Consider the following 21,686-nt stretch of genomic DNA (forward strand, 5'->3'; position numbering starts at 1 on the left):
TAAAATTGAATATATTGTTCATGAAAATACAGTATGAATCTATTTTTATATTAAGTAAAAATGGCGTATAATTGCATCATGATAATAGACTATAGTTTTTTGATAAATGGTTTTTCTTTGATACAAATTTCAGGCTATATTGATCCAGGTAGTTTTACAGCAATTATGGCCATGATAATAGGTGGAATTGCAGGCGTAGGAATGACACTCAAAATGTACTGGTATAAAATTAAAGAAAAGATGTCAAAGTAATTATTAGAAATTATTAAATGATAAATTTTTAATCTTCATATATGAAAATTAATTTTTCTTTAGGAAAAGACTGGTCAGAATTAAAAAAATTTGAAAAATTGTCGTCTGATGAACGATCAATTGTATTCTATGCAGAGAATAAGGCATCGATGAATCACTTTAGATTATTAATTTCAGAGCTAACAGAAGAAAAAAATTTTAAAATATGTTATGTGACCTCTGTCCAAAACGATCCCATGCTATCCTCAAAAAGCAAAAATATATTCGCATTTTACATAGGAGATGGAACTGCACGAACAAAATTTTTCCTAACATTAAAAGCAAAAATTCTGATTATGGATATGCCAGATTTAGAAACATTTCACATTAAAAGATCAAAGGTGTATTCAGTCCATTATGTATACATCTTTCATTCAATGTTTAGTATTCATTCGTATTTACGAAAAGGAGCCATAGATAATTATGATACTATTTTTTGTGTTGGTGAACACCACAAAAATGAGATTAGAGAAACAGAAAAAACATATGGATTAAAACCAAAAAAATTAATCACATATGGGTTTGGCCGACTGGACACTTTATTAAACGAGAAACAAAAATTTTCTCAATCTAATGAAGACAATGAAAAATTAATCATAATTGCTCCTTCATACGGCAAAGAAAATCTCTTAGAAGTATGTGGTATAAAATTATTAGAAATTTTACTAAATTCTGGTTTTAGAGTTTTATTACGACCGCATTTTAGAACATTAATAGATTCTAAAAAATTAATCAAGGCAATAGAAGAAAAATTTATTGATAATCCTAATTTTACCCTAGAAGAAGGAATTATTCCTCCAGAAAAATTCCAAAATTCCAAATGTATGATCTCAGATTGGTCTGGAATTTCTTTTGAATATGCGTTTACTTTTGAACATCCGGTAATATTCATTGATGTCCCAAAAAAGGTTTTGAATCCAAATTCAGATGATATATCATTAGAACCTATAGAAATTTCAATTCGAGATAAAATTGGTTATGTGATATCTCCAAAAAATTTAGAAAATATTCAAGAGATTATTGAGAAGATACATGGTGATAATCTAACAAAAGAACGAATTATAAAAATACGTTCAGAAACAGTTTACAACTTAGGAAAATCAGCAAAAATTGGTGCCGAAGCTATAGAAAAAATTTACACAGAATTAAGTTAATGAATTCAATTTGTCTGTAATGTCAATGTGGACATATGGTTGAGGTATTATGTTATCATACCAAATATGCCTATCCTCCAGAATCTCATAATCAGTATCAAAGTACGTATTAAAGAATATTCTATACAAATTCACCAATGAAAGTTTTTCAGGAATCTCAATATCTTTGTCTGGGAAATATACAGCTGTCAAAACATTAAATGCTTTTACAAAATCTTCATCAGTTGGATTTGCTTGATCTATTTCATCCCTATAACCATGATCTGAATATATGATTATTACAGATTCAGGAGAACGTTTTTGAATTGAATCGATCAATTCTAAACTCTTTTTTTCTGCAAATTGTAATTGGCCAAAATATCCCTCTTTATCAGGTTTTAACTTAGGGTCTCTTTTAGCATCATTTCCTTCTGAATCATAAATGTACGGACCGTGTGGAAGAAGCAATAGTGTATGAACAAAATGTGGTTGTTCCCCTACTGATTCATAATTTTCAATATATGAGAATGAACATTCTAGTTTATCACGGTGAAATTTAGATAGTAATTCTTCATTAAAAATTGTAACCGGCAAATATGTCATAACTAAATTTTTTCTAAGTTCAAACACTCTATCACCATAAGCACACAAGTATTCATCTGGGACACCACCATAACCAATTGAACTGCCAATTACACTCACCTTGTATCCATACGAGTCAAATATTCTGAAAACTTTGTTCTGATCAGTATATCTAATGAATAATTGGAAATCTTTAGAATTAGGATCTACATCTTCCACAAGTTCATCCAAATAACCCATATTGAGAGTTGACGCAAAAGAAAGAAAACTGTGAGGATAATTCGCCCAACTTACATCCGGCATCAAAAATCCTCTATCTTCCAGCTTATTGTAATATGGTGTTAAATCATAATTAAAATCAATTTTTGCTTGTTTTTCCCCTGCAAATTCGTCTACAATTATAACAAAAACATCCGGCTTTTTCTCAACATCATTAATTATTATTGGTTCTTCCACAAAATTTGATAGTATACTATCCACATCATTCCAGTTTGTAGAATAAGAGAACATTAAAGTTGTAATAAGAACTGCAATCATTGCAATTGCAATTATATTAAAAATTGAGTTTAATTCACTAGATGCCCTTGTTTTTTTAAAAAAGATTATACCAAGAATTCCAATAACTAAAAAGATTGGGCCCAATACCAGATTTGAACCTATAAACTGAGAAATATCAGAACTGTTAGATTGTAAAATATTGTGTATATTACCATAAATTACAAACAAGAGGATGAATAGAGAGGCTATGAGTCCCGCTTTTTTTCCACCTAAAAAGACTCGTAGGCTAATCCAAAAAACAAAACCTATTGCTGCTGAAATTAATATAGGAACTAACGCATCTTGTGCCGTAAGTTCTCCTGAATTTATTGAAAGAAGAAAAAGTACTGGAAAACATGCAAATAAAATTGGATGAACAATTGCTGCTTTTCTCTCTCGTAAACTACCATTTTCCATGAAATTAAGCTTAAAACGTACTATTTTTATCCTATGCAAGACAGATTAGCGAATTTCTTGTGATTAGTAATATGCTTTCTAAAAACTAGAAGTTTTTTCTCGTGACTCTTTGAAACTAGTAATTCTCTTTCCTTCGTCATCGATGATTTTGTCTATTCCAGATAATTTCTCTCTCATTGATGAGATTAGAGTACCAACCTCATCTGCCTCATTTTCTACAGCATTTCTTTTTTGAGATAAATGTTCAATTCCACGTGTTTCCTCATCGATATAATCACTAACTTTCATTAACTTCTCCTTCAAATTTTTAATGTCTACAGATTCTTCTTCTATTTCCTTTTCGAGGTTTGTTCTTTTCTCTTTTAGATTGGCAATCAAACCTCCAACATAATCAATAGCCTCTTCTAGCTTTGCTCGTTTGTTCATCAATGATGAAATGCCGATATCGGAATCTGATTGAGCCATTTCTTGAGGTGGTTCAGGCATAGATTCGGCTGGTCTTTCTTCCATCATTTCGCCACCTTCGTCTTCTTTGGAAGAACCTAATAATCCAGTCACGAATTAACTTCATTTTCCTCAAATAAAAAGATGAAAGAACGAATTTTACACACATTTTACACACACGAAAAAATACAATTTTCCGCCCCCGCCACCAAAATTGCCATTTTTAGTTGATTTTTACCCGTTTCAAAGCTGTTCCGCTATGCGTTCCTATATGAAATTTCAAAATGTCCCTCATAAAGCTGGGGTTCGTATACTACAGCATGTCAAAACAACAATACAGATCCGAAATGGGAATAATGGGAGACATCTTAGATGTTACCATGAATGGAGGCCAGCAGGGCGTCATTGTGTCTGCAATCTCCAGAAGAGCAAACCTATCTCACTATGCCGTTCTTGATAAATGTGAAAAACTCATCAATGCAGGCTTAGTTGAAACAAGACGAGACGATAGAAATCGCAAATTCATGATAACTGAAAAAGGTCTAAAATTCTTTGATGAATTCAAAAACTTCCAAAATCTCCTAGAATCTATGAATCTGAGGTATTAGAAAATGAACCAAGAGTCAGTGTACTGTGGTTGGTTGGAAGATTCCAAGAATGATGGAATGCTTTTAAGCCCAACAGATGCCCTGATTTTGATGGCACGTGTACACGTAGCAGCTTTCGTCCTAATTCTGCTGGCTATGTCTGTACCGCTACAGCACTCTTTTGGCTCTACTCGAACCCTCGATTTCTTTCTTTTTCCTGATGGATCGACACATGTTACTTATTCTTTAGACTCTGATCCGCTTCTTCCTGATACTGAGGTCTCACTTTACGGTGATTCTCTTGAAAATCTTGTGGCAGAAGATGAAAATGGTTTTCTTTTGTCCACACAATCTGAAAAAAACATTTTACAAGTTGAGACTCTTGGGTCTTCAAATATTCTGATTAATTATGACACATACTCGTTAATTTCAAAAGATGGAAAAATTTGGTCATTTGAGATAGATTCTCCAGTTGAATTCAATGTGGTAATGCCAGAAAATTCTGTGATAGTAGGAATGTCAACATTTCCAATTGATATGAATGTGGATTCTGATAGAACCAAAATCTTACTTCCTAGCGGTCCTGCTGAAATTACATATTTCCTAGCAGTTGCAGAATCATCCCAGGTTTTACCTCCTGCAGAAACTCCTGTAACAGCAGATAATGATAACTCTATGATGTATGTGGCAGGTGGGGCTGCTGTAGCAATCGCTGCAATCGCTGCAATCGCAATCAAGATGAAAAATAAACCAAAACAAGTCGTTTCTGCCTCACAAACTACTGTAGTTGCAGAGAGGAACGAGCCATTCAATATTGAAAAGGTCCTAGAAATGCCAGATCTTAGAGAAGATGACAAAGACATAATCAAATTTATTCATGAAAATGGTGGTAGCGCACTAGAAAGTGATCTTAGGAAAAAATTCCTCTTACCTAGAACAACAATGTGGAGAGCAGTGAAAAGACTCGAAAGACATGAATTAATTGAAATCACTAAAAAAGACCAACAAAACCTCATAAAATTGACAAACGTGGAGACTGACAAAAATGAATAAAATTTATGCAATTCTTGCAATCTTTGCTTTTGCTGGTCTTTTGTTGCCAACATCAGCTATGCAAGTTGATGCTTCATCTGATTTAGATTACATGTTAAAAATTGCTGAAAAGGCAAAACGTTACATAAAACACAACATCGATGAAATGGAAAATAACAATACCCAGGATTGGAAAAACAGACAGGTAGTTCTTGAGATATATGACAAAAGTGCTTATGAGATTGATCAATTAGAATCTGCAATCAAAGAAGGAGATGTAAAATCTGCAAGAGAACATTTCATTTCTTCAATGAGTAAAATCAAACAAATCAGTCAGATGCTAAATCAAATCGCTGAAACTAAAGCACAAGATGCATCATTACCTGATCATTCTCAAATCATCAAACGATACGAAATGAATTTCCAGAAACTCCAGCAAATTTCTGATAAGATTGGAGCAGATATTGACTTTTCAGAAATGAAAAATCTTCTAACACTTGCCAAACAGAATAATCAACAAGGTCAAAGCGATAAAGCAAAACAAACTATTGATCAGATTGCTTTGAAAGGATTAGAAATTTACAAAAATCTTCAGACAGTAAATGACAAAAATAAAATAATTCGTGCACAAGCATTAGCTGAAAAATATGTTGACAGAATCAATACGTTGATTGTTCAGGCTAAAACCTCTGGCTTGCTAGATTATGTCAAAATGCTGGAAAATTCAAAAATCCAACTAATCTCCTCAAACTCTACATCTCAAATCACAAAACAAATCAGAATAGTCATTACAATACACAATGATATCGAAGAAATCAACAGAAATAACCTGCAACAAATTGATGTTGATCAAATACAATTATCTCAAACACAAAGAATCACATCTGAACTCTCCCAATTTGAGACTAGAGCAAAGCTACTTCATTCTGATGTAAAAGGAAGTAATGCCGCATTGTATTATGTAGAAAAAGCGATTGCCATTATTGACAATGTACGAAACAATCTAGATGATTCTGAACGAAAAATTAATTCAAAATTACAATTAATAGACGAACTCCTAACAAAAGCAGAAAAACTTGTACAAGAGTCAACATAAACTTCATATAGATTTCAATCTCGTTTTTCATTATGACTTCAAAAGCAATCATCCTCTATGTTGGATTACCGATGGTGATTTTTGGAGCATTCATAGCACTGGCCATAGCACCACTTGCTGTAGGAGTAGAATCAACAATTGAGTTTGTTGGAAGCCTAATTGGCATACTGGGCGTTGTTTTTATGATCTCAGGTATGTTCTACAAGAAAGAAATAGTTGTTCAAGAATAATCGTGCGTAAATAATTCACATCCTTTAAAATAACCTTTGAAATCAATTAAGATCACATGGACAAAGAACGTGTGAAAAAACTCGTACGTGAATTAATCATTGAAATCGGTGAGGATCCTACTAGAGAAGGTCTAAAGGACACTCCTAGAAGAATCGCAGATGCATATACTGAAATCTTTTCCGGATATGACTCTGATTCTGAATTGTCTGTTCAATTTTCAGAAGACTCTGAGATGGTAGTTGCAAAAAATATTCAATTCTATTCAATGTGTGAACATCACATGTTACCATTTTACGGAACAATACAAATTGCATATATCCCAAATGGTCGTGTCTTTGGAATATCTAAACTAGTTAGAGTTGTAGAAAAATTCTCAAAGAGATTGCAAATTCAAGAAAGAATTACAAAAAATGTTGCAGATGAGATTTATGCTCAGGGTGTTAAAGGAGTAGCAGTAATGGCAGAAGGTGAGCACCTATGTATGAAAATGAGAGGTGTCAGAAATGATGCTCAAATGACATCTTCAGCATTTAGAGGGGTATTTGAGGATCAAAAAACCAAAGAAGAGCTACTCAAAGCCATTCAAAACAAGTAAGATCCTATCAAAAATTAAATAATCCCCTAATTAGAAAATCATTATGCCTGCACGAAATAACATACATGTTCCAAGCGAATCATGGCCATTTTTTAGTTGGTTTGTTATTGAATTTGCAATAGTTATCGCAGTTGCCGTAGTCATATCATGGCAAGTTAATCCATTCTTTGAAGACTCTGTAGTAATGTATGGTTGGGAGTGTGAACAAACATCACAAATAACTGACTGTACTATGAGTGATGAGCCAGAAATGCAGCAAACAGCACTAAACTGGATATTCTGGGGAATTGTAGGTATTGTATTTGCAGCATGGTATCTTGGTGCTCGTAGATTTGTTTTGAAAAGAAGAATTCTCTAACCTTACTTCAAATATTTGGTTTTATCTTCAATCTTTGCTTTTGCAAATGCAATCTTTCTATTATTACAGGATTCACATTTTCCACATTGTACCTTGCCGCTAAGATAGCAGCTCCAAGTTTTGAAAATCTCATTTCCTAATTCCTTGTAGCCTTTTTTTATTAAATCACTTTTTGAAATATTCTCTGAATATGGCGACCAAATTTTGATTTCTTTTCTTATTTTATTTTTGATTCCGTCGTATTCACCTTGGTTTAGGGCTGTCTGAATTTTTCTAGTAAATTCTGGTCTGCAGTCGGGATATTTTGTGTCTCCTTTTTGTGCTCCATATGCAACTAGTTCTGCATTTAGGGTAAATGCCCATGCTGTGGCAATTGAGAGAAAAATTGCATTTCTGATTGGAACCACGATGGAATATTCAAAGGTACTAGGCATCTTTTTCTTTGTACTGGTTAGGACATTGCTATCTCCATACAATTCCTTCATGAAACCAATATCGAGAATTTTATGCTCCTTTAGTTTTAGTAACTTTGCTATACGCTTTGCAGCCTTTATCTCCTCAGATGCTCTCTGACCATATGCAAAAGTAATTCCATACAGCTGGTACCCTTTCTTCAAATAAGATACCATGCATGCTGAATCTAAACCCCCGCTTAGAATAATAACTGCTTTTTTCATTTTCTATCTTTTGATTATTGGTCCTTTGCTTGGCTTACAAATAAAAACCTCTGATTTCTTTTTTGCAGCTTTGAATCCTCTTTTCATTGCATTAGAAATTTTCTTTGCATCATGTTTTTTATCTGTAAATGCTATTACTGATGGCCCTGCACCGCTAATTGTAACTCCATATGCCCCAGCAGCCATTGCATTTTTTTTCACTTTATCAAATCCAGGAATCATGTGTTTTCTTGCAGGTTCAACAATTACATCTTGTACTGATCTTCCAATTAATTCGGAATTTTTCTCTGAAAAACCTGCTACAATAGCTGATGCATTTGAAATATTTTTTACCATATCTGACAATGAAACTTTTTTTGGTATAACGCCCCTTGAAACTTTGGTTTTCTTTGCAGGAACCTTCAATTCTGGTACTGCCACGCACAAAACCAAGTCATTTGGCGGTTGAATCTTGACTACGTTCAAAGGTTTTGTCTTAACTACCACGAATCCACCTAACGCTGATGCTGCAACATTATCATAATGTATTGTTCCTGCACTAGCCTTTTCCCCAATTCCTGCAAATTCAACTAGTTCCGTATCTGTCAATTTCAAATTATATAATTTGTTAAGACCTACTGCACATGCAGCAGCTGATGCTGCACTACTTCCCATACCAAATCCTGCAGGAACATTTTTTTTAATTTTAATTTCTATACCATCTGTTATCTTGAATTCCTTTTTCATTGCAGATACAACTAATCCGGCAGTATTTTTTGATGGGCTAAGAGGAATATTATCTGAACTTACTATGACAACTCCCTTTCCTTTCTTTGTTAGAATTACATTATCATATAGCGCATCTAGTGCCATGCCAAACACATCAAATCCTGGACCCAAGTTTGCAGTAGAGCAAGGAGCACGTACAGTTACTGATTTTGCCATTAATCTTCTATTTCTTCGCCCAAGTTAATAGTTCTGCTTAGTGCGCTTTGTAGATTAACCATTCCATCTCCTGTTGCATTAGAAACTGGAATCAAATCCTGCTGAAAGTCATTTCTGTTTATGCTTGTTAACATATCTGATACTAGAGAAAATGTATCCCCATTTACTTCTCCTGCCAAATCTGCCTCTAATTTTGAGTCTGTTCCGGACCAGCTTAAAACTTGCTGTAATTTCTCTTCAATCAAATCAGTTTTTGTAATTACATTAACTGTTGGTAATCCTAATCGTAATCTTATTGATGTTGAAAGTAACATTAGTGAGACAAAGTTACTTGGGGTTGACACCATTGTTCCGTCAAACAAAAACAAGTTCATCTTTTCTTCAGCTTCAAAGTTCTGTACAAAAAATGGGCCACTTTGCCTATATGCAAACAATTCAATCTGTCCAGGCGTATCCACAATCAGATAATCCGGATTAATTGTGTCTGCCTCTTTTTGTATATCATCAATTTTTGTGGCAATCAAATCATTTGCCATAATCAGTGAGCCATTTGATCCCAATTCGTACTGTTCCATCAGTGAATTGACATCTACATAATCTCTGACATCAATATCTGGTGAATATGGTAAGCTGGCAACTCCTGGATCTAAATTTAGTGTAATTGGAAATGTGGCATTTTTTGCATAATATTCCTTAATTTTTGAAGTCAGTAATGACTTTCCTGCCCCTGCTGTGCCTGTAACAAAAATAACTTTCAATGGTTCGACAAAAATTCTTTTTTATTCGCTTATATTTGAATCTCTTAAAACTTGAGCAATGAACTGGCGACTAGCAGTAATTCCTGTTACTCTCATTCCAATCATAATAATTGCAATTCAGTTTGATATTGAAGCCGAGGATGTCTTTGCAATAGGGGTCATACCTTTCACATTGGCCGTAGTCGCAATAATGGCAAAATTAGGATTACAGGGATTGAAACTTGCTTACATTGCACGAACCTTTCTTGGCCCATTTGATTCCATAAAACGATTAACCGCGATGCGTGTTGGTAGTGAGTTTATCAAATTTACAACTCCAATGTTTGTTGGAGCCGAGTTTGCAGTTATTTACTATATGACAAAAAAAGGAATACCAACATCAAAAGCATCTTGGGTCGCATTATTAGATATTGTAACTGAAGTCTTTGCTGCAGGCGTACTTTCAATTTTAGCAGGAATATTAGCAATAATGTATGGTGCATACGTTGTTGGTGCAGTAGTTTTAGGAACCGCTGTTCCAATTACAGGGCTATGGATTGTTTTGTTTTTCTTATCATCAAAACGCACATTTACACTTCCAAGAGTAATCTCATTTCTTGCAACTGCAATAGGAAAAGAACGTGGAGAAAAATATGTTAAACAAACCAACGGATGGATTGAAGAAGTTTGTGTAATGAGTAGAGAAAACCTTCACTCTAGTAAATCCAAAAAAACCTTCACTATAGGATTCTTTGTATCAATAGTATCTTGGATGTGCTATGGAATTTCATTTTTGGTAATTGCAAATGGTGTAGGATATGCAGTAGAATTTTTTGATTCAATCATGGCAGTAATGGGTGCTAACGCAATTGCAAATCTTCCAATTACCGTAGGTGGTTCTGGATTGGCAGAATTTGGAATAATTGCATATCTAAATAATTTGGATCCATTCAATTTTTCAGCTGATGTTGACTCATTACAATGGAATGCTGTGATTGGTTGGAGAATTGCTACATACTACATACCAATTGCTGTCACATGGATCTTGCTGGTAAAATTAGCATTAAGTAAAATAAGTAAACCAAATTCTGCATGAGAAATGGATTTTAAAAATAAAGTTGTTGTAATTACCGGAGCATCCAGTGGAATTGGTGAGGCAGCAGCTGAACAATTTGCGAAAAGAGGCGCAAATCTAGTCTTAGTTGCACGAAGAAAAGAGAAATTAGAACAAGTTGCGCAAAAACTTTCAAAATATTCAACCAAAACTTTGATTCAGGTTTGTGATGTGTCTGACAAACAACAAGTTAAAGAAATGTCTGAAAAAGTAATTGAGACATTTTCTAAAATTGATATTTTAGTAAATAATGCAGGATTTGTTATCTATGGAAAAGTAGAAGAATTGTCCATTGAAGACATTGAATCTCAAATGCAAACAAACTATTTTGGTACAATTAACTGCACAAAATATTTTCTTCCACACTTTCTTAAGCAAAATTCTGGTCATATGGTTAATGTGGCATCCGTTGGTGGAAGCTTTGGGGTACCTGGAATTGCATCTTATTGTGCAACAAAATTTGCAATGTTGGGGTTTTCTGAGGGCTTACACCATGAACTGCATGGAACTAATGTTGGGGTAACTGTTGTTAGTCCAATAATGGTTAGAACAAGCCTGTTTGATCATCCCTCTTTCAAAAATTTTACAAAATTTGCAACCGGAATTTCATTAAGTGCTGATTCCGTTGCAAACGCAATAATCAAAGCCTCAGATTCATCTAGATTAGAAATTGTTGTTCCATCTTTTGTAAGAATTGGAATATGGTTCAAACAAACATTCCCATTTTTGATTAATCCTATTATTGGAAATAGATTTAGAAAACAGCTTGAGAAAAGAGACTCTTAGATATTTTCATCTGTAACTATAATTTCTGTTACTTCATACTGAATAATTTCTTTTAGATTGATTCCTTGTTCTGCAAGATAATCTACTGTTTGTTTGCTTAGTTTTGCTTTTAGTTCATTCAGTTTGAATTCACACACAACACCTTTCATCAAATCATTCAAGTTAACATCTTTTCCAAGCTTTAGTCCTTCAAGAATTGTTGTTCCTTGAACAGACTCGTATAACTGTAAATCAACTTTCTTATCGTCTTCGTTGATATCTAAAATGTAGCCTGAATTTTTCATTGATTTTGGCTTACCGAATTTTGGTGACTCTAATTCTTTGTTAATCTCTTCCGGAATCTCGTCCTTTTTTTTAGCCATTTTTCCTCAAAAACTTATTCTGCTTCTTTGTCTTTTTTGCTCTTTTGCCACCAATCTAGATAATCATACTGTTTATCTGATTTTGTGCTTTCTTTACGAGATAATTTGTATCTAATATCACTAACCTGTTCTCTTGTAGCATAGAGACCACATCTCTTACAAATGAAGTGTTTTGTTGCAGGATCTAATTTCATAACAAATCCCATACTCTCAGAATCAATTTCATCTTCTAGTTCTCGATATGGTGGTGCTCGAAATTCATAACCTTCTTCTTGCTCTTCAGCCTTAAAATCTGCCTCTAGCTGTTTCTTTCTTTTTGCTATTTCTCTACTTACACACTCAGGACAGTTTACCAATATCGATTTTCTTCTATTTTTACATAAGAGTGTTGCCACATTTTTTGGATCAGAAAAATGACTGATGCGCGGATTAACTCTTCATCCCTTGCGGTCAGTTCGCCCATCGACAAACCGCGCACCAGTACGCTGATTAATTTCTAAAAGATGCTATTATTTTTTGTCTTCTAAAATTTCTGATACAATCTTTGTTGTATTACTGACTCCATTACCATTGAAATTTCTTGAAAATCCTTTAACCGAATCAGTATATTCCTCATAATTTTCATACATTTGTTTTACCGCCTCTACTATTTGCCCTCTGTTTTGAGCAAATAATCCCAGTTTTTTTTCTTTTATCCATTCAATCTGATTCGTGTGTTCATCATAAATTGGAATTCCGATTATTGGTTTTGCATGACCACCTAAAATTTCCCCCATTACTGTATGAGAACCATTTACTACCGCATACTTGCATAGATCCAACACAGTTTCTTTTTCTTGTTCAGAGAGGAATCCCTTGTCAATCTGAATCCAATCAACTTTTTTCTCATATGCTTCTGATATCGAATATTCATTACCATCTTTATCCAAAACTCGATCAATACTTTCATCATTTTTTGCATGAGAAATGATCCTTTTTTCATTTTTCAACTCAGGCTGATGAAATGCTTCTTCATATCTTTCCCCTGTTCCATCATTAGTTGATATATTTCCAGTTCTCATCCAATAACCATAAACAGAATCTGAAACTAATTTTTCTAAATCACCCTTTTCACCCTTTTCAATTTTTTTCTCATTTGTAAAATGTCCGACATAGACTACTTTTTCTTGAATATCTTTTGTAAAATTTAGATTATACTCACACATTGTGTATGGTGGTTCTGAATCTGCAACTAAAATTTTAGATGCTTTGGAGATTTGTTTTGCAACAAACTCTAATGCTGGTTTAAAATATAATCTTGACTTCCATAATTTCGGTTTAAATTGATTTGTTACAAATAAACTTGTGATATTTCTTCGTTGAGCCAAAACGTTTGAACCCATATCTCCATCATTAATTACTAAATCAAATCCAATTTTGTTGTAAAGTTTACCCTCATCTTTAAGATAGCTTGAAATTTGTGTTACTAGGGGTTCATTACCCTCAACAGGCAATAGAAAATTCCACAAAGATTTTCTTAAACTTGGCCCAAACTTACCATCTATTGGTGTAGGCATCAAAACTTCATGAATATTCTGTTTTTCATCAGGAAATTTGTCTAATAATTTTTGATAGATATCGCCTTTACTAAAATAATGAAACTCGTTGTCTCCTAATTCTTTTAATTTTTCATTCAATCTCATCATTCGAGAATAATGTCCATTTCCCCATGGATAGATGAATTGTCCAATTTTTGCCATATTTCTCACCCAAAATTCCTGCTTAAATTCTCAGTGTTCAATTTCTAAAGAGTCTAAAATTGTATGAACATTATTTGGTCCTAGTTTAACTTTGATTATTTTTTTCATTGTTTTTTCATTGTTCTTTAATTTTGATTTAGATTTTATCAAATTACTTTTTAGAAATTTTTCAATTTTTGGAACATATTTTTCCATTCCAATTTCTTTTGCATTTTTCATTATCTCTGAATCAATTCCGGATAATGAAATGTGTGGAATTATTCCTGCACTAAAAATTCTCTTTTGTAATGTTTCAACATATGTAGATGGAAAAATTAGCGGTGAAGTAGCAAGTGAAATATGAGAAATTTGTTTCTCCTTTGCAGATTTAATCAAAATATTAGTAATTAGAGAATTTTTTGATAATAGATCTTCTGACTTTTTTCCAAATTTTGATATTTTATGAAATTCTAATTCTACTTCAGATTTTAACATTCTAGGAAGTATTTTATCAACAATTTTTACTAAATGAATTACATCTTCACGTGTTTCATAACAAATCACGAGTTTTGTCTCAAATCCTTGTTTAATGGTTTCAAGACAATTAACTGCTGAAAACTCATCTGTTACACAACAGATTGATTTTTGTGATTGTGAATTGTTTACTGTTCCTCCTAATCCCTCGTCTAGAAAAATACAGACATATGCATTTGTTTTTGTAACATAAATTTGTAACAATTTATCATGTTTTGATTCTGTACCTGGTTTTGCAGAAATTTTTTGATTTTTTTGTATTAGCGTTGATGTAGATGCTAATTCTAAATCTTTTATGACAAATCCTTTTGGGTTTCCATCTGCTTTAACATAAAATTTTTCACCTTTTAAAAGAAGATTGGAACTAATCTCTCCAACTTCTGAAACTATTGTTTTAAAATTACTTTTAATTTTTTTAGCAATTGCTATTTTTTTTATTCCAAATAACAATGCAATTGCACTAGATACAAAGACTGGATCATCTGCTTGAATACAAATTAGAAAATCATCTCTAGTAATTTTTGCAAATTTTAATTTTTTAATTTTTAAAATCTTTTTAATATTCTCTATTAGTTGATTAATTTTATTTTCAGCAAATAATGATGGGTAAACAACTACCAGCGTATCTTCTGTCATCTAATTTAGTATTTTTAAGGAGTTTATATTTTACAATATCTCTTAACTTGAGCTAATTTTGATATAATTATAATACTTGATTAGATAATCAGGTTTATGGGAAAATTTACTCAGCAAGAGCTAGATGAAGTAAACAAAACTCTATCTACACCTGAGGATTGTTTGAAATGGGCATTTGATAATCTTCATCCAAAATTAGCAAAGGCATCAAGTTTTGGTGCAGAGGATGCAGCAATTATTGATATGATGTTTAAAATTAATTCTGATTCCAGATTGTTTACACTTGAAACAGGAAGATTGCCTAAAGAAACTTTTGATGCAATAGAACAAGTTGAACAACGTTACAATACAAAAATTGAAAAGTTGTATCCTGATCCAAATGAAGTTGAAAAAATGATTGAAGAAAAAGGCTTGAACTGTTTCTATGATAGTATTGAAAATAGAAAACTTTGTTGTGGTATTAGAAAAGTTCACCCAATGAACAAAATGCTTGCAACACTTGATGGTTGGATTACCGGTCTTAGAAATGATCAAAACCAGAATCGTTCTGGTGCTAGCATGCTCGAAATTGATGAAATGCATGGAAATATTGTAAAAGTTAATCCACTTGTTAACTGGACCTTTGACGAAACATGGGATTATGTAAAATCAAATAATTGTCCGTATAACAAATTACTCGATCAGGGCTATCCTAGTATTGGTTGTGAACCATGTACTAGACCGATTAAGATCGGTGAAGACATACGTGCAGGTCGTTGGTGGTGGGAAAATGACACAAACAAAGAGTGTGGCCTTCATATGAACCACGACAATTAAATTAATCATACAAAACCGATTCATATTGATTAATGCACACGGTGGAAAATTAGTAAATAGAGTAAAGGATGTTGATCCATCCGGACTAATCTCAGTTGATATATCTGCAGATTTGGCAAATGATGTAGAAAATATTGCTGATGGAATTTTTTCTCCACTAGAAGGATTTCTAAACCAACAAGATTTTGAATCTGTTATCTCAAAAGGAAGACTTGCAAATGGTACTGCATGGACTATGCCAACTGTTTTGGATGTTGATGAAGAAACAGGGAAAAAAATGAAGGATGCTGGAGATGTATTACTAAAAAATCCTGATGGAACAGGAATTGCTGTATTACATGTAGAAGATGTCTACTCTTATGATAAACAAGCTACAATGAATGGAGTCTATGGGACAAATGATGACTCACATCCAGGTGTTGCTAAAACGAATTCAATGAAAGATTTTCTTGTTGGTGGTAAAATCGATTATATTCAAAGACAAAATGAGACTGAAATTAGAAAACATAGAATGACTCCTACACAAACAAGAGAGTTATTTGAAAAAGTAGGTTGGAAAACAATTGTTGCATTTCAAACTCGAAACCCTCCACATGTAGCACATGAAATGTTACAGAAAACTGCAATAACAACACGCGATGGTGTTTTTGTAAATCCACTCATCGGAAAGAAAAAGCCTGGTGATTTTAAAGATGAAATCATTGTTAAAGCATACGAAGTAATGATTGAAAAATACTATCCAGAAAATAAATGTCAATTAGCAACACTACATACAGAAATGAAATATGCAGGTCCTAGAGAAGCAATTCATCATGCCATAATGCGTCAAAATTATGGATGTACACACATAATCATAGGAAGGGATCATGCAGGTGTTGGAAAGTTCTACGATCCATTTGCAGCACACAAAATATTTGATGATTACCCAGAACTTGAAATAGAACCAATCTTTTTCCCAGCATTCTTTTACTGTAACAAATGTCTTACATTTACAAATCCAAATGTATGTCCATGTGCTCCAGAACATAGAGAACAAATTTCTGGAACAAAAATGCGTGAGATGATTAACAATGGTGAATCTCCATCAAAATTCATCCTAAGACCTGAAGTTGCCGAAGTAATCATTAATTATGACAAACCATTTGTTGAATAGCTTTTTATCAAGATCTGAAAAATCTAGCTCATGAAATACAAAATTACAATAATCTTTTTTGCCTCTATGATGGTCTTTCCTGCATTTGGACAATGGGAAACACCAAACGACTCGCTTTCTATTGCAAGATTTGACATTAATTGGGATGAATTCAATATTCCTGCACGAGATGCAGAAATAATTCCATTTGATGATATTCACGCAACTACGTGGCAAGTAAATTTACAAAATAAATTACTCTATGGTAATCCTGATGGAGTTGCAGTAGTAAGATTGTATGATGCAAATATTGAAGATAAATTCATAGAAATAGGAATGGGTGCAATTCCTGATAGACCGTTTTGGGTTGCAATTCAACTTCCTGAAGAAGGTTATGTTGTAGTTCATGACAAACTTGATAGAGGTTGGCCTGGAAATGGAAAAGTTATCTTGGCATATTCTGATCCTGCAGGATTGACAATCAATAATGGAGAAAGAATTGTAATTACAAATCTAGATGTAGAGCAATTTGCAGTAAAATCATACTCTGTTTGGGGTTTGAAAGGTTCTCAGGATCCACCTGCTACTGTTTCAGGATTTCTAAATCTTGAGGTGCTTTCAGGTGATCCAAAAGAAGGTCCATTGCACATGTTCCCATTTTATGTAGTTGGTGCACTTGGATGTGTAGTTGCATTTTTACTATTTACTAAGAAGCGGAATTAGTTTTGTAATATTTACAACCATTTCTAATCTTACAAACCTCACACATTGGAGAAATTGGTTTACAGATATTTTGACCATACATAACAAAAGTATCATTCACATCAAGCCAGTATTTTTTTGGAATTTTTTCCATCAGTGCAAATTCTGTTTCCTCAGGAGTTTTTGTTTTAACTAATCCTAATCTATTTGAAATTCTATGAACGTGAATATCAACTGGAATAGCAGGAATCTCATATGCATAAACTAAAACACAGTTAGCAGTTTTCCTTCCAACACCAGGTAAGGCAATTAATTTTTCTAAATCATCAGGTACTTTTCCTTTATACTTTGAATCAATAATTTTTGCTACTTCAATAATTCGCTCAGCCTTCACATGATAGAACCCTATTGATTTGATAATTTTTTCAACATCTCTTAACTTTGCTTTTGATAATTGTCGTGCATTTTTGTATACCTTAAACAAATCTTTTACAATTCTTGTAGTTGACTCATCCTTAGTTCTTGCTGACAAAATTGTACCAATCAAAATACTGAACGGTCCATGATCTTCAGCATCATGTAGATCTCTTAATGCTGTAATTCTTGGTGGTTTAACAGCATTCATTGTTTTACGCATTCCATCTAGAATTTTTTTCATACGCATTCTACTGTGTACAAGTCTTATATCTGTAAAACCTTTCAAAATATCATGGAACTTACCTCTGAAGAAAAAGATGCATTGAATGGTAAGCATGGTGAAACATTACAGATTGCATATCGAATTCTAGTTGCAACCGGAGAAGCAACCGATGCAGAAAAACTAATTCCTATAAAATGGGCACATCTTTCAGGCGTAAATTACAATACAATTGGTGATTCGGGAGAACAATTTCTTAGAGAATTAAGTAAAGATGCTCGTGTTAAAGTTAAAGCAACTGTAAATCCAATGGGAATTGATTTTGATCATATTTCTGAATTTAATCATATTGATGATGAATTTGTAAAAAAACAAGCAAGTATCAGAGACTCTTACATTCGAATGGGAGTTGAGCCAACCTTTTCTTGCACTCCTTATGATATTTTTGATCTACCAGAAAAAAATACACAAGTTTCTTTTGCTGAAAGTAATGCTGCAATATTTGCAAACTCACTAGGAGGGTTAAAGACAAACAAAGAAAGTGCATTTAGTGCATTAGCAAGTGCAATTACTGGCAAATCTCCGTATTCTGATTTACGAAAAGAAAACATCACAACTCCAATGACAATACGTATGAAAATGGATAATCCAAGTGAATTGGATTTTGGGATGCTTGGATTTTTTGCAGGAAAGGTTGGTGATACATCTGTCAATATTTCTGGTGTTTCTCAACCAAACAGACGTAGCTGTAAGGCGTTGTGTGGTGGTATGGGCACATCAGGTACGTGTGCTAAATTCCAGTTTGTGGATAATGAAGATGAAAAATCTGAAAAAGTAGATTTTGGAAAAGAAGAGATGAATGAGATATTTGATGAACTAAATACCGCAGAAAAAGGTGATGTCATCACTCTTGGAAGTCCACAATTAGGATTAGAAGAAATATCCGATTTATCGAAGATGTTAAAGGGTAAATCATTTCAAAAACGCTGCATGATTTTTTGTTCAAGAGCCGTGCAGGAACAAGCACGTACACTTGATTACATTAATGAAATTGAAAGAGCAGGTGGTGAAATTTTATCGGATTGTTGTACATGTCTTACACCATTAATTGATACCAATGAAACTGATGCGGTAACTACTAATTCCATAAAAGGTGCATACTACTTGAAAAATTCTACAGGTGTAGATGTAAATCTAAAACCATTATCAAAAATTATTGAGGATGAAACCAAATGAGTAAGGTAATTGTTCAAGGAAATGCGCAAGGTAAAGTTCTCAAATCAACTAATCCAATTAATTTTCTTGGTGCAGTTGATAAAAAAACAGGAATTATTCGTGATAAAAAATATGATATTTTTGAAAAATCAATGAAAGATACTGTACTTGTTTTTCCACATGGAATTGGAAGTAGTGTTGGTGCATACACAATTTATTCTCTTAAATCTAATCAATCTGCTCCTATTGCAATGATTTGTACAAAAGCTGATCTAACTGTTGCATCTGGATGTGCACTCGCAAATATACCGATGATTGTAGTTTCTAATGAAGAATTTGATTCTATACAAGATGGTAATCAAATTACTATTGATACAAAGTCTGAAAAAATTTTCAACTAACCAGTTTCAGTAACCTTACTTGAACCAGTTGGTAATGCTCTAACATAATCATCAATCAGAAATATTTTCTTAAAATTATCATTAACTTTATCAAATTCAGCTCTAATCTTTTTTGCAACATCAGACATTGTTGATCCACCCGGTTCGATCACAGCATAACATAGACATTTTTTCTTAATTGGTTCGGGTGGGCCACAAACTAACAAGTAATCTTCATCTTGCTTAAAAATTCCAACTGCAAGTTTTAATGATGAAACTTTGATAAAATTTCTTGTACCGTTAATCATGAACGCACCTTTGGCCATTGACTGACCTGTAGGTGCACCCTTTTTCACCTGATCTGGGTTAACCCAAAAACTACTCATTCCATACGCAGATATCTGCCATGCACGACTGAAACAAACCGTAGCGTGCGCAACCTCCTCTAAACTTAGTGGCAGTAATTCCTCATCCTCTCCTTTTAGTAAAAAGAAGGGTGAACCGTGAACCTCTGCATGAAAGACCTTGTCATTTTTTTCTAAATATTTTCTAATTATTGCACTGTTCGATGAGCTATCTCTTCCTCCAACTGCCAAAACCTCATCTGATGTGTAAAACCACCTGTATCTTTCAAACCAACTCTTCTTCCTTACCTCTTTGAATCCAACTGCTCCTTTTGCAATTTCTCCTTTTTCGATTGTTTTTTCTAATTTAGATTCTGTTTTCTTCATCAATTTTTCAATTGATTTTACCGCACCCTTTTGTTTCTTTGATTCATCAAATAGTTTTGAAGCAATAGTTGGAAGAGATGAGTCAGGGTCTATCTGAATTTTTGATTCATTAATTTTCATGTAAGGAACACCTTTCTCACTAATTATTTCTGCATTTTTTTCTTTTAGTGAGTTTGTAATCATTTCATTTCGTATGTCATGTTGTCCTGCAGATGTCATTGTAAATAGTAAATTTGCTACTTCTGCTATTGTTTTTGATTTTTCTAGCACAACATTAATTGCATTTTTTTGCTCAGTTAGTGTTTTTTCTAATGATTCTATTTTTTTATCAGCAGGACTACTGAATAGTGACTTTCCTTTTTCTAAAATTTCTTCTGTAAATACAATATCTAATCCCTCGTTAAAACTATCAACTTTTTTTGCATTCAAATTATCATCTGAAAATCTAATTGGGTATGCATCATGTACGTCATCTTCAATTATAACAGATGGATCATGTGGGCCTTGTGTTACTTTTGAAAGAGTTGATGTAATTATTTCATACAATGCTTCAAATTCTTCATTTGTAACTTCATTGCTTGGTTTTTTTGGATCAATTCCTGATAATCTAATAATTTCTTCAACATATTTTTTGGGTAATCCTAATCCTCTACCTATAGTTTTTCCAATTCCACTAGTAGAAAATAATTCTCTAAATGATTCTTTTGTTAAATTTAAAACATCTACTCCATCTTCTGGTGGTGGTGAATATTCTAATCCTACACGAAGTTGTCTGTGTCTTACGTCTATTGAATGCAAAAGTGCTAAAATTTTTCTTTCTTCATTACATAAAATGATATTTCCATCTCCAAAAAATTCTACAATTAAAGTAAATTCTTTTTCAAAGTTTGTAAATGTGAAATAAGCAATTCTTTCTGTTCCAATTTGTTCAATTTTTGTTAATTTTGCTCGTAAAAGATCGCTACGTAATCGCCTTAACATCTTGTTTGGTTCAATTGTTTCAATTTTTTTATCTGTAATCCACATTCCTATGCTTGATACCATTAACATGATGTCTGGTTTTGTTGGATGATGTAACTTGAATAACAGACTATTTCGATTTATTCCCCAAATGTTACTTGCATAGTATCCACTAGTCTTTTCTCCTATGTCTTTTACAAGATATACTAATTCAATTCCCGCAAGAGTCATGGTATTGTACTTTTGTCTGGAAATTATACTCTTACTATTGCCTAGTGACTGCCAAAGATTTTAAACGAGGCATTTCTGAGTCAACTCAAGA

At 33.1% G+C, this 21,686-nt stretch carries 26 protein-coding genes; 15 read left to right on the top strand and 11 right to left on the bottom strand.

Annotated features, from left to right (window positions below):
- Positions 1-78: 78 nt before the first annotated feature.
- Both T478_RS07675 and T478_RS00135 read left to right on the top strand, forming a co-directional pair.
- Positions 79-252 (top strand): hypothetical protein, encoded by a 174-nt coding sequence (locus T478_RS07675; protein WP_177313223.1) that lies wholly within the window; start codon positions 79-81, stop codon positions 250-252.
- 41 nt (positions 253-293) lie between these two features.
- Positions 294-1,445, top strand: coding sequence for a CDP-glycerol glycerophosphotransferase family protein (locus tag T478_RS00135; RefSeq protein ID WP_048104279.1), 1,152 nt, complete (start codon positions 294-296; stop codon positions 1,443-1,445).
- Here the strand turns inward: T478_RS00135 and T478_RS00140 are convergent.
- Together T478_RS00140 and T478_RS00145 are read right to left on the bottom strand one after the other, a co-directional pair.
- Positions 1,437-2,960 carry an LTA synthase family protein gene (locus tag T478_RS00140; RefSeq protein WP_048104280.1) on the bottom strand — a complete coding sequence of 508 codons (1,524 nt, stop codon included), beginning with the start codon at positions 2,958-2,960 and terminating at the stop codon, positions 1,437-1,439. The two genes, T478_RS00135 and T478_RS00140, sit on opposite strands and share 9 nt — an antisense overlap.
- Before the next feature lie 78 nt (positions 2,961-3,038).
- Positions 3,039-3,473, bottom strand: a complete 435-nt coding sequence (locus tag T478_RS00145) for a coiled-coil domain-containing protein (protein ID WP_048106610.1) — start codon at positions 3,471-3,473, stop codon at positions 3,039-3,041.
- A gap of 251 nt (positions 3,474-3,724) precedes the next feature.
- Between T478_RS00145 and T478_RS00150 the strand changes: the two genes are divergently transcribed.
- The 6 genes from T478_RS00150 to T478_RS00175 are packed head-to-tail and all read left to right on the top strand — an operon-like array spanning position 3,725 to position 7,303.
- Positions 3,725-4,012, top strand: a complete 288-nt coding sequence (locus tag T478_RS00150) for a winged helix-turn-helix domain-containing protein (RefSeq protein WP_177313224.1) — start codon at positions 3,725-3,727, stop codon at positions 4,010-4,012.
- Positions 4,013-4,015: 3 nt separating this feature from the next.
- The gene (locus tag T478_RS00155) at positions 4,016-5,044 is read left to right on the top strand and encodes a helix-turn-helix transcriptional regulator (protein ID WP_048104281.1); all 1,029 of its coding nucleotides are present in this window, start codon (positions 4,016-4,018) and stop codon (positions 5,042-5,044) included.
- The gene (locus tag T478_RS00160; protein ID WP_048104282.1) at positions 5,037-6,119 is read left to right on the top strand and encodes a hypothetical protein; all 1,083 of its coding nucleotides are present in this window, start codon (positions 5,037-5,039) and stop codon (positions 6,117-6,119) included. The genes T478_RS00155 and T478_RS00160 overlap by 8 nt, the downstream gene beginning before the upstream one ends.
- Before the next feature lie 32 nt (positions 6,120-6,151).
- Positions 6,152-6,349 (top strand): hypothetical protein, encoded by a 198-nt coding sequence (locus T478_RS00165; RefSeq protein WP_048104283.1) that lies wholly within the window; start codon positions 6,152-6,154, stop codon positions 6,347-6,349.
- Between the two features lie 56 nt (positions 6,350-6,405).
- Positions 6,406-6,945, top strand: a complete 540-nt coding sequence (folE, locus tag T478_RS00170) for a GTP cyclohydrolase I FolE (protein ID WP_048104284.1) — start codon at positions 6,406-6,408, stop codon at positions 6,943-6,945.
- 43 nt (positions 6,946-6,988) lie between these two features.
- Positions 6,989-7,303 (top strand): hypothetical protein, encoded by a 315-nt coding sequence (locus T478_RS00175; protein ID WP_048104285.1) that lies wholly within the window; start codon positions 6,989-6,991, stop codon positions 7,301-7,303.
- Positions 7,304-7,305: 2 nt separating this feature from the next.
- On the opposite strand, the gene T478_RS00180 is transcribed toward T478_RS00175, so the two are convergent.
- Genes T478_RS00180 through T478_RS00190 form a run of 3 tightly spaced genes read right to left on the bottom strand, consistent with a single transcriptional unit; the run spans position 7,306 to position 9,662 of the window.
- Positions 7,306-7,980 carry a 7-cyano-7-deazaguanine synthase gene (locus T478_RS00180; RefSeq protein WP_048104286.1) on the bottom strand — a complete coding sequence of 225 codons (675 nt, stop codon included), beginning with the start codon at positions 7,978-7,980 and terminating at the stop codon, positions 7,306-7,308.
- 3 nt (positions 7,981-7,983) lie between these two features.
- A complete protein-coding gene (locus T478_RS00185) occupies positions 7,984-8,904 on the bottom strand; it encodes a homoserine kinase (RefSeq protein WP_048104287.1) in 921 nt (306 codons plus the stop codon).
- Entirely contained in the window at positions 8,904-9,662 is a 759-nt protein-coding gene (locus T478_RS00190; RefSeq protein WP_048104288.1) for a PRK13768 family protein, read from the bottom strand. Before T478_RS00190 ends, T478_RS00185 begins: the two co-directional genes overlap by 1 nt.
- A 58-nt stretch (positions 9,663-9,720) precedes the next feature.
- Between T478_RS00190 and T478_RS00195 the strand changes: the two genes are divergently transcribed.
- The gene (locus T478_RS00195; RefSeq protein WP_048104289.1) at positions 9,721-10,737 is read left to right on the top strand and encodes a lysylphosphatidylglycerol synthase transmembrane domain-containing protein; all 1,017 of its coding nucleotides are present in this window, start codon (positions 9,721-9,723) and stop codon (positions 10,735-10,737) included.
- Positions 10,738-10,740: 3 nt separating this feature from the next.
- Positions 10,741-11,541 carry an SDR family oxidoreductase gene (locus T478_RS00200; RefSeq protein WP_048104290.1) on the top strand — a complete coding sequence of 267 codons (801 nt, stop codon included), beginning with the start codon at positions 10,741-10,743 and terminating at the stop codon, positions 11,539-11,541.
- Here T478_RS00200 and T478_RS00205 read toward each other — a convergent pair.
- From T478_RS00205 to T478_RS00220, 4 genes are all read right to left on the bottom strand, one after another.
- Entirely contained in the window at positions 11,538-11,903 is a 366-nt protein-coding gene (locus T478_RS00205) for a hypothetical protein (protein WP_048104291.1), read from the bottom strand. The two genes, T478_RS00200 and T478_RS00205, sit on opposite strands and share 4 nt — an antisense overlap.
- Before the next feature lie 14 nt (positions 11,904-11,917).
- Positions 11,918-12,259, bottom strand: a complete 342-nt coding sequence (locus T478_RS00210) for a hypothetical protein (protein ID WP_048104292.1) — start codon at positions 12,257-12,259, stop codon at positions 11,918-11,920.
- A gap of 153 nt (positions 12,260-12,412) precedes the next feature.
- Positions 12,413-13,642 carry a glycosyl transferase gene (locus tag T478_RS00215; RefSeq protein WP_048104293.1) on the bottom strand — a complete coding sequence of 410 codons (1,230 nt, stop codon included), beginning with the start codon at positions 13,640-13,642 and terminating at the stop codon, positions 12,413-12,415.
- A 30-nt stretch (positions 13,643-13,672) separates the two neighbouring features.
- A complete protein-coding gene (locus T478_RS00220; protein ID WP_048104294.1) occupies positions 13,673-14,791 on the bottom strand; it encodes a hypothetical protein in 1,119 nt (372 codons plus the stop codon).
- A 96-nt stretch (positions 14,792-14,887) separates the two neighbouring features.
- Here T478_RS00220 and T478_RS00225 point away from each other — a divergent pair, with 96 nt between their 5' ends.
- The 3 genes from T478_RS00225 to T478_RS00235 are packed head-to-tail and all read left to right on the top strand — an operon-like array spanning position 14,888 to position 17,462.
- Complete coding sequence (locus T478_RS00225; protein ID WP_048104295.1) at positions 14,888-15,607, top strand: phosphoadenylyl-sulfate reductase; 720 nt, start codon at positions 14,888-14,890, stop codon at positions 15,605-15,607.
- Positions 15,608-15,632: 25 nt separating this feature from the next.
- On the top strand, positions 15,633-16,760 hold the full coding sequence (gene sat / locus T478_RS00230; RefSeq protein WP_082008706.1) for a sulfate adenylyltransferase: 1,128 nt from the start codon (positions 15,633-15,635) through the stop codon (positions 16,758-16,760).
- Between the two features lie 30 nt (positions 16,761-16,790).
- Complete coding sequence (locus tag T478_RS00235; RefSeq protein WP_048104297.1) at positions 16,791-17,462, top strand: hypothetical protein; 672 nt, start codon at positions 16,791-16,793, stop codon at positions 17,460-17,462.
- Here T478_RS00235 and T478_RS00240 read toward each other — a convergent pair.
- Positions 17,446-18,099, bottom strand: coding sequence for an endonuclease III domain-containing protein (locus T478_RS00240; RefSeq protein WP_048104298.1), 654 nt, complete (start codon positions 18,097-18,099; stop codon positions 17,446-17,448). The genes T478_RS00235 and T478_RS00240 overlap by 17 nt on opposite strands.
- A 51-nt stretch (positions 18,100-18,150) precedes the next feature.
- Here T478_RS00240 and T478_RS00245 point away from each other — a divergent pair, with 51 nt between their 5' ends.
- Entirely contained in the window at positions 18,151-19,314 is a 1,164-nt protein-coding gene (locus T478_RS00245; protein WP_048104299.1) for an aconitase X, read from the top strand.
- Positions 19,311-19,694 (top strand): aconitase X swivel domain-containing protein, encoded by a 384-nt coding sequence (locus tag T478_RS00250; protein ID WP_048104300.1) that lies wholly within the window; start codon positions 19,311-19,313, stop codon positions 19,692-19,694. The genes T478_RS00245 and T478_RS00250 overlap by 4 nt, the downstream gene beginning before the upstream one ends.
- On the opposite strand, the gene rqcH is transcribed toward T478_RS00250, so the two are convergent.
- Entirely contained in the window at positions 19,691-21,595 is a 1,905-nt protein-coding gene (gene rqcH, locus T478_RS00255) for a ribosome rescue protein RqcH (RefSeq protein ID WP_048104301.1), read from the bottom strand. The two genes, T478_RS00250 and rqcH, sit on opposite strands and share 4 nt — an antisense overlap.
- Positions 21,596-21,686 lie beyond the last annotated feature (91 nt).

The sequence above is a fragment of the Candidatus Nitrosopelagicus brevis genome (assembly GCF_000812185.1).
Taxonomy (GTDB): domain Archaea; phylum Thermoproteota; class Nitrososphaeria; order Nitrososphaerales; family Nitrosopumilaceae; genus Nitrosopelagicus; species Nitrosopelagicus brevis.

Coding starts and splice junctions, on each gene's coding strand:
- T478_RS00155 (WP_048104281.1), top strand. CDS start 4,016: ATGAACCAAGAGTCAGTGTACTGTGGTTGGTTGGAAGATTCCAAGAAT.
- T478_RS07675 (WP_177313223.1), top strand. CDS start 79: ATGATAATAGACTATAGTTTTTTGATAAATGGTTTTTCTTTGATACAA.
- T478_RS00150 (WP_177313224.1), top strand. CDS start 3,725: ATGTCAAAACAACAATACAGATCCGAAATGGGAATAATGGGAGACATC.
- T478_RS00160 (WP_048104282.1), top strand. CDS start 5,037: ATGAATAAAATTTATGCAATTCTTGCAATCTTTGCTTTTGCTGGTCTT.
- T478_RS00250 (WP_048104300.1), top strand. CDS start 19,311: ATGAGTAAGGTAATTGTTCAAGGAAATGCGCAAGGTAAAGTTCTCAAA.
- T478_RS00195 (WP_048104289.1), top strand. CDS start 9,721: ATGAACTGGCGACTAGCAGTAATTCCTGTTACTCTCATTCCAATCATA.
- T478_RS00165 (WP_048104283.1), top strand. CDS start 6,152: ATGACTTCAAAAGCAATCATCCTCTATGTTGGATTACCGATGGTGATT.
- T478_RS00185 (WP_048104287.1), bottom strand. CDS start 8,904: ATGGCAAAATCAGTAACTGTACGTGCTCCTTGCTCTACTGCAAACTTG.
- T478_RS00180 (WP_048104286.1), bottom strand. CDS start 7,980: ATGAAAAAAGCAGTTATTATTCTAAGCGGGGGTTTAGATTCAGCATGC.
- T478_RS00215 (WP_048104293.1), bottom strand. CDS start 13,642: ATGGCAAAAATTGGACAATTCATCTATCCATGGGGAAATGGACATTAT.
- T478_RS00145 (WP_048106610.1), bottom strand. CDS start 3,473: ATGATGGAAGAAAGACCAGCCGAATCTATGCCTGAACCACCTCAAGAA.
- T478_RS00205 (WP_048104291.1), bottom strand. CDS start 11,903: ATGGCTAAAAAAAAGGACGAGATTCCGGAAGAGATTAACAAAGAATTA.
- T478_RS00220 (WP_048104294.1), bottom strand. CDS start 14,791: ATGACAGAAGATACGCTGGTAGTTGTTTACCCATCATTATTTGCTGAA.
- T478_RS00235 (WP_048104297.1), top strand. CDS start 16,791: ATGAAATACAAAATTACAATAATCTTTTTTGCCTCTATGATGGTCTTT.
- rqcH (WP_048104301.1), bottom strand. CDS start 21,595: ATGACTCTTGCGGGAATTGAATTAGTATATCTTGTAAAAGACATAGGA.
- T478_RS00240 (WP_048104298.1), bottom strand. CDS start 18,099: ATGAAAAAAATTCTAGATGGAATGCGTAAAACAATGAATGCTGTTAAA.
- T478_RS00175 (WP_048104285.1), top strand. CDS start 6,989: ATGCCTGCACGAAATAACATACATGTTCCAAGCGAATCATGGCCATTT.
- folE (WP_048104284.1), top strand. CDS start 6,406: ATGGACAAAGAACGTGTGAAAAAACTCGTACGTGAATTAATCATTGAA.
- T478_RS00200 (WP_048104290.1), top strand. CDS start 10,741: ATGGATTTTAAAAATAAAGTTGTTGTAATTACCGGAGCATCCAGTGGA.
- T478_RS00135 (WP_048104279.1), top strand. CDS start 294: ATGAAAATTAATTTTTCTTTAGGAAAAGACTGGTCAGAATTAAAAAAA.
- T478_RS00245 (WP_048104299.1), top strand. CDS start 18,151: ATGGAACTTACCTCTGAAGAAAAAGATGCATTGAATGGTAAGCATGGT.
- T478_RS00225 (WP_048104295.1), top strand. CDS start 14,888: ATGGGAAAATTTACTCAGCAAGAGCTAGATGAAGTAAACAAAACTCTA.
- T478_RS00140 (WP_048104280.1), bottom strand. CDS start 2,960: ATGGAAAATGGTAGTTTACGAGAGAGAAAAGCAGCAATTGTTCATCCA.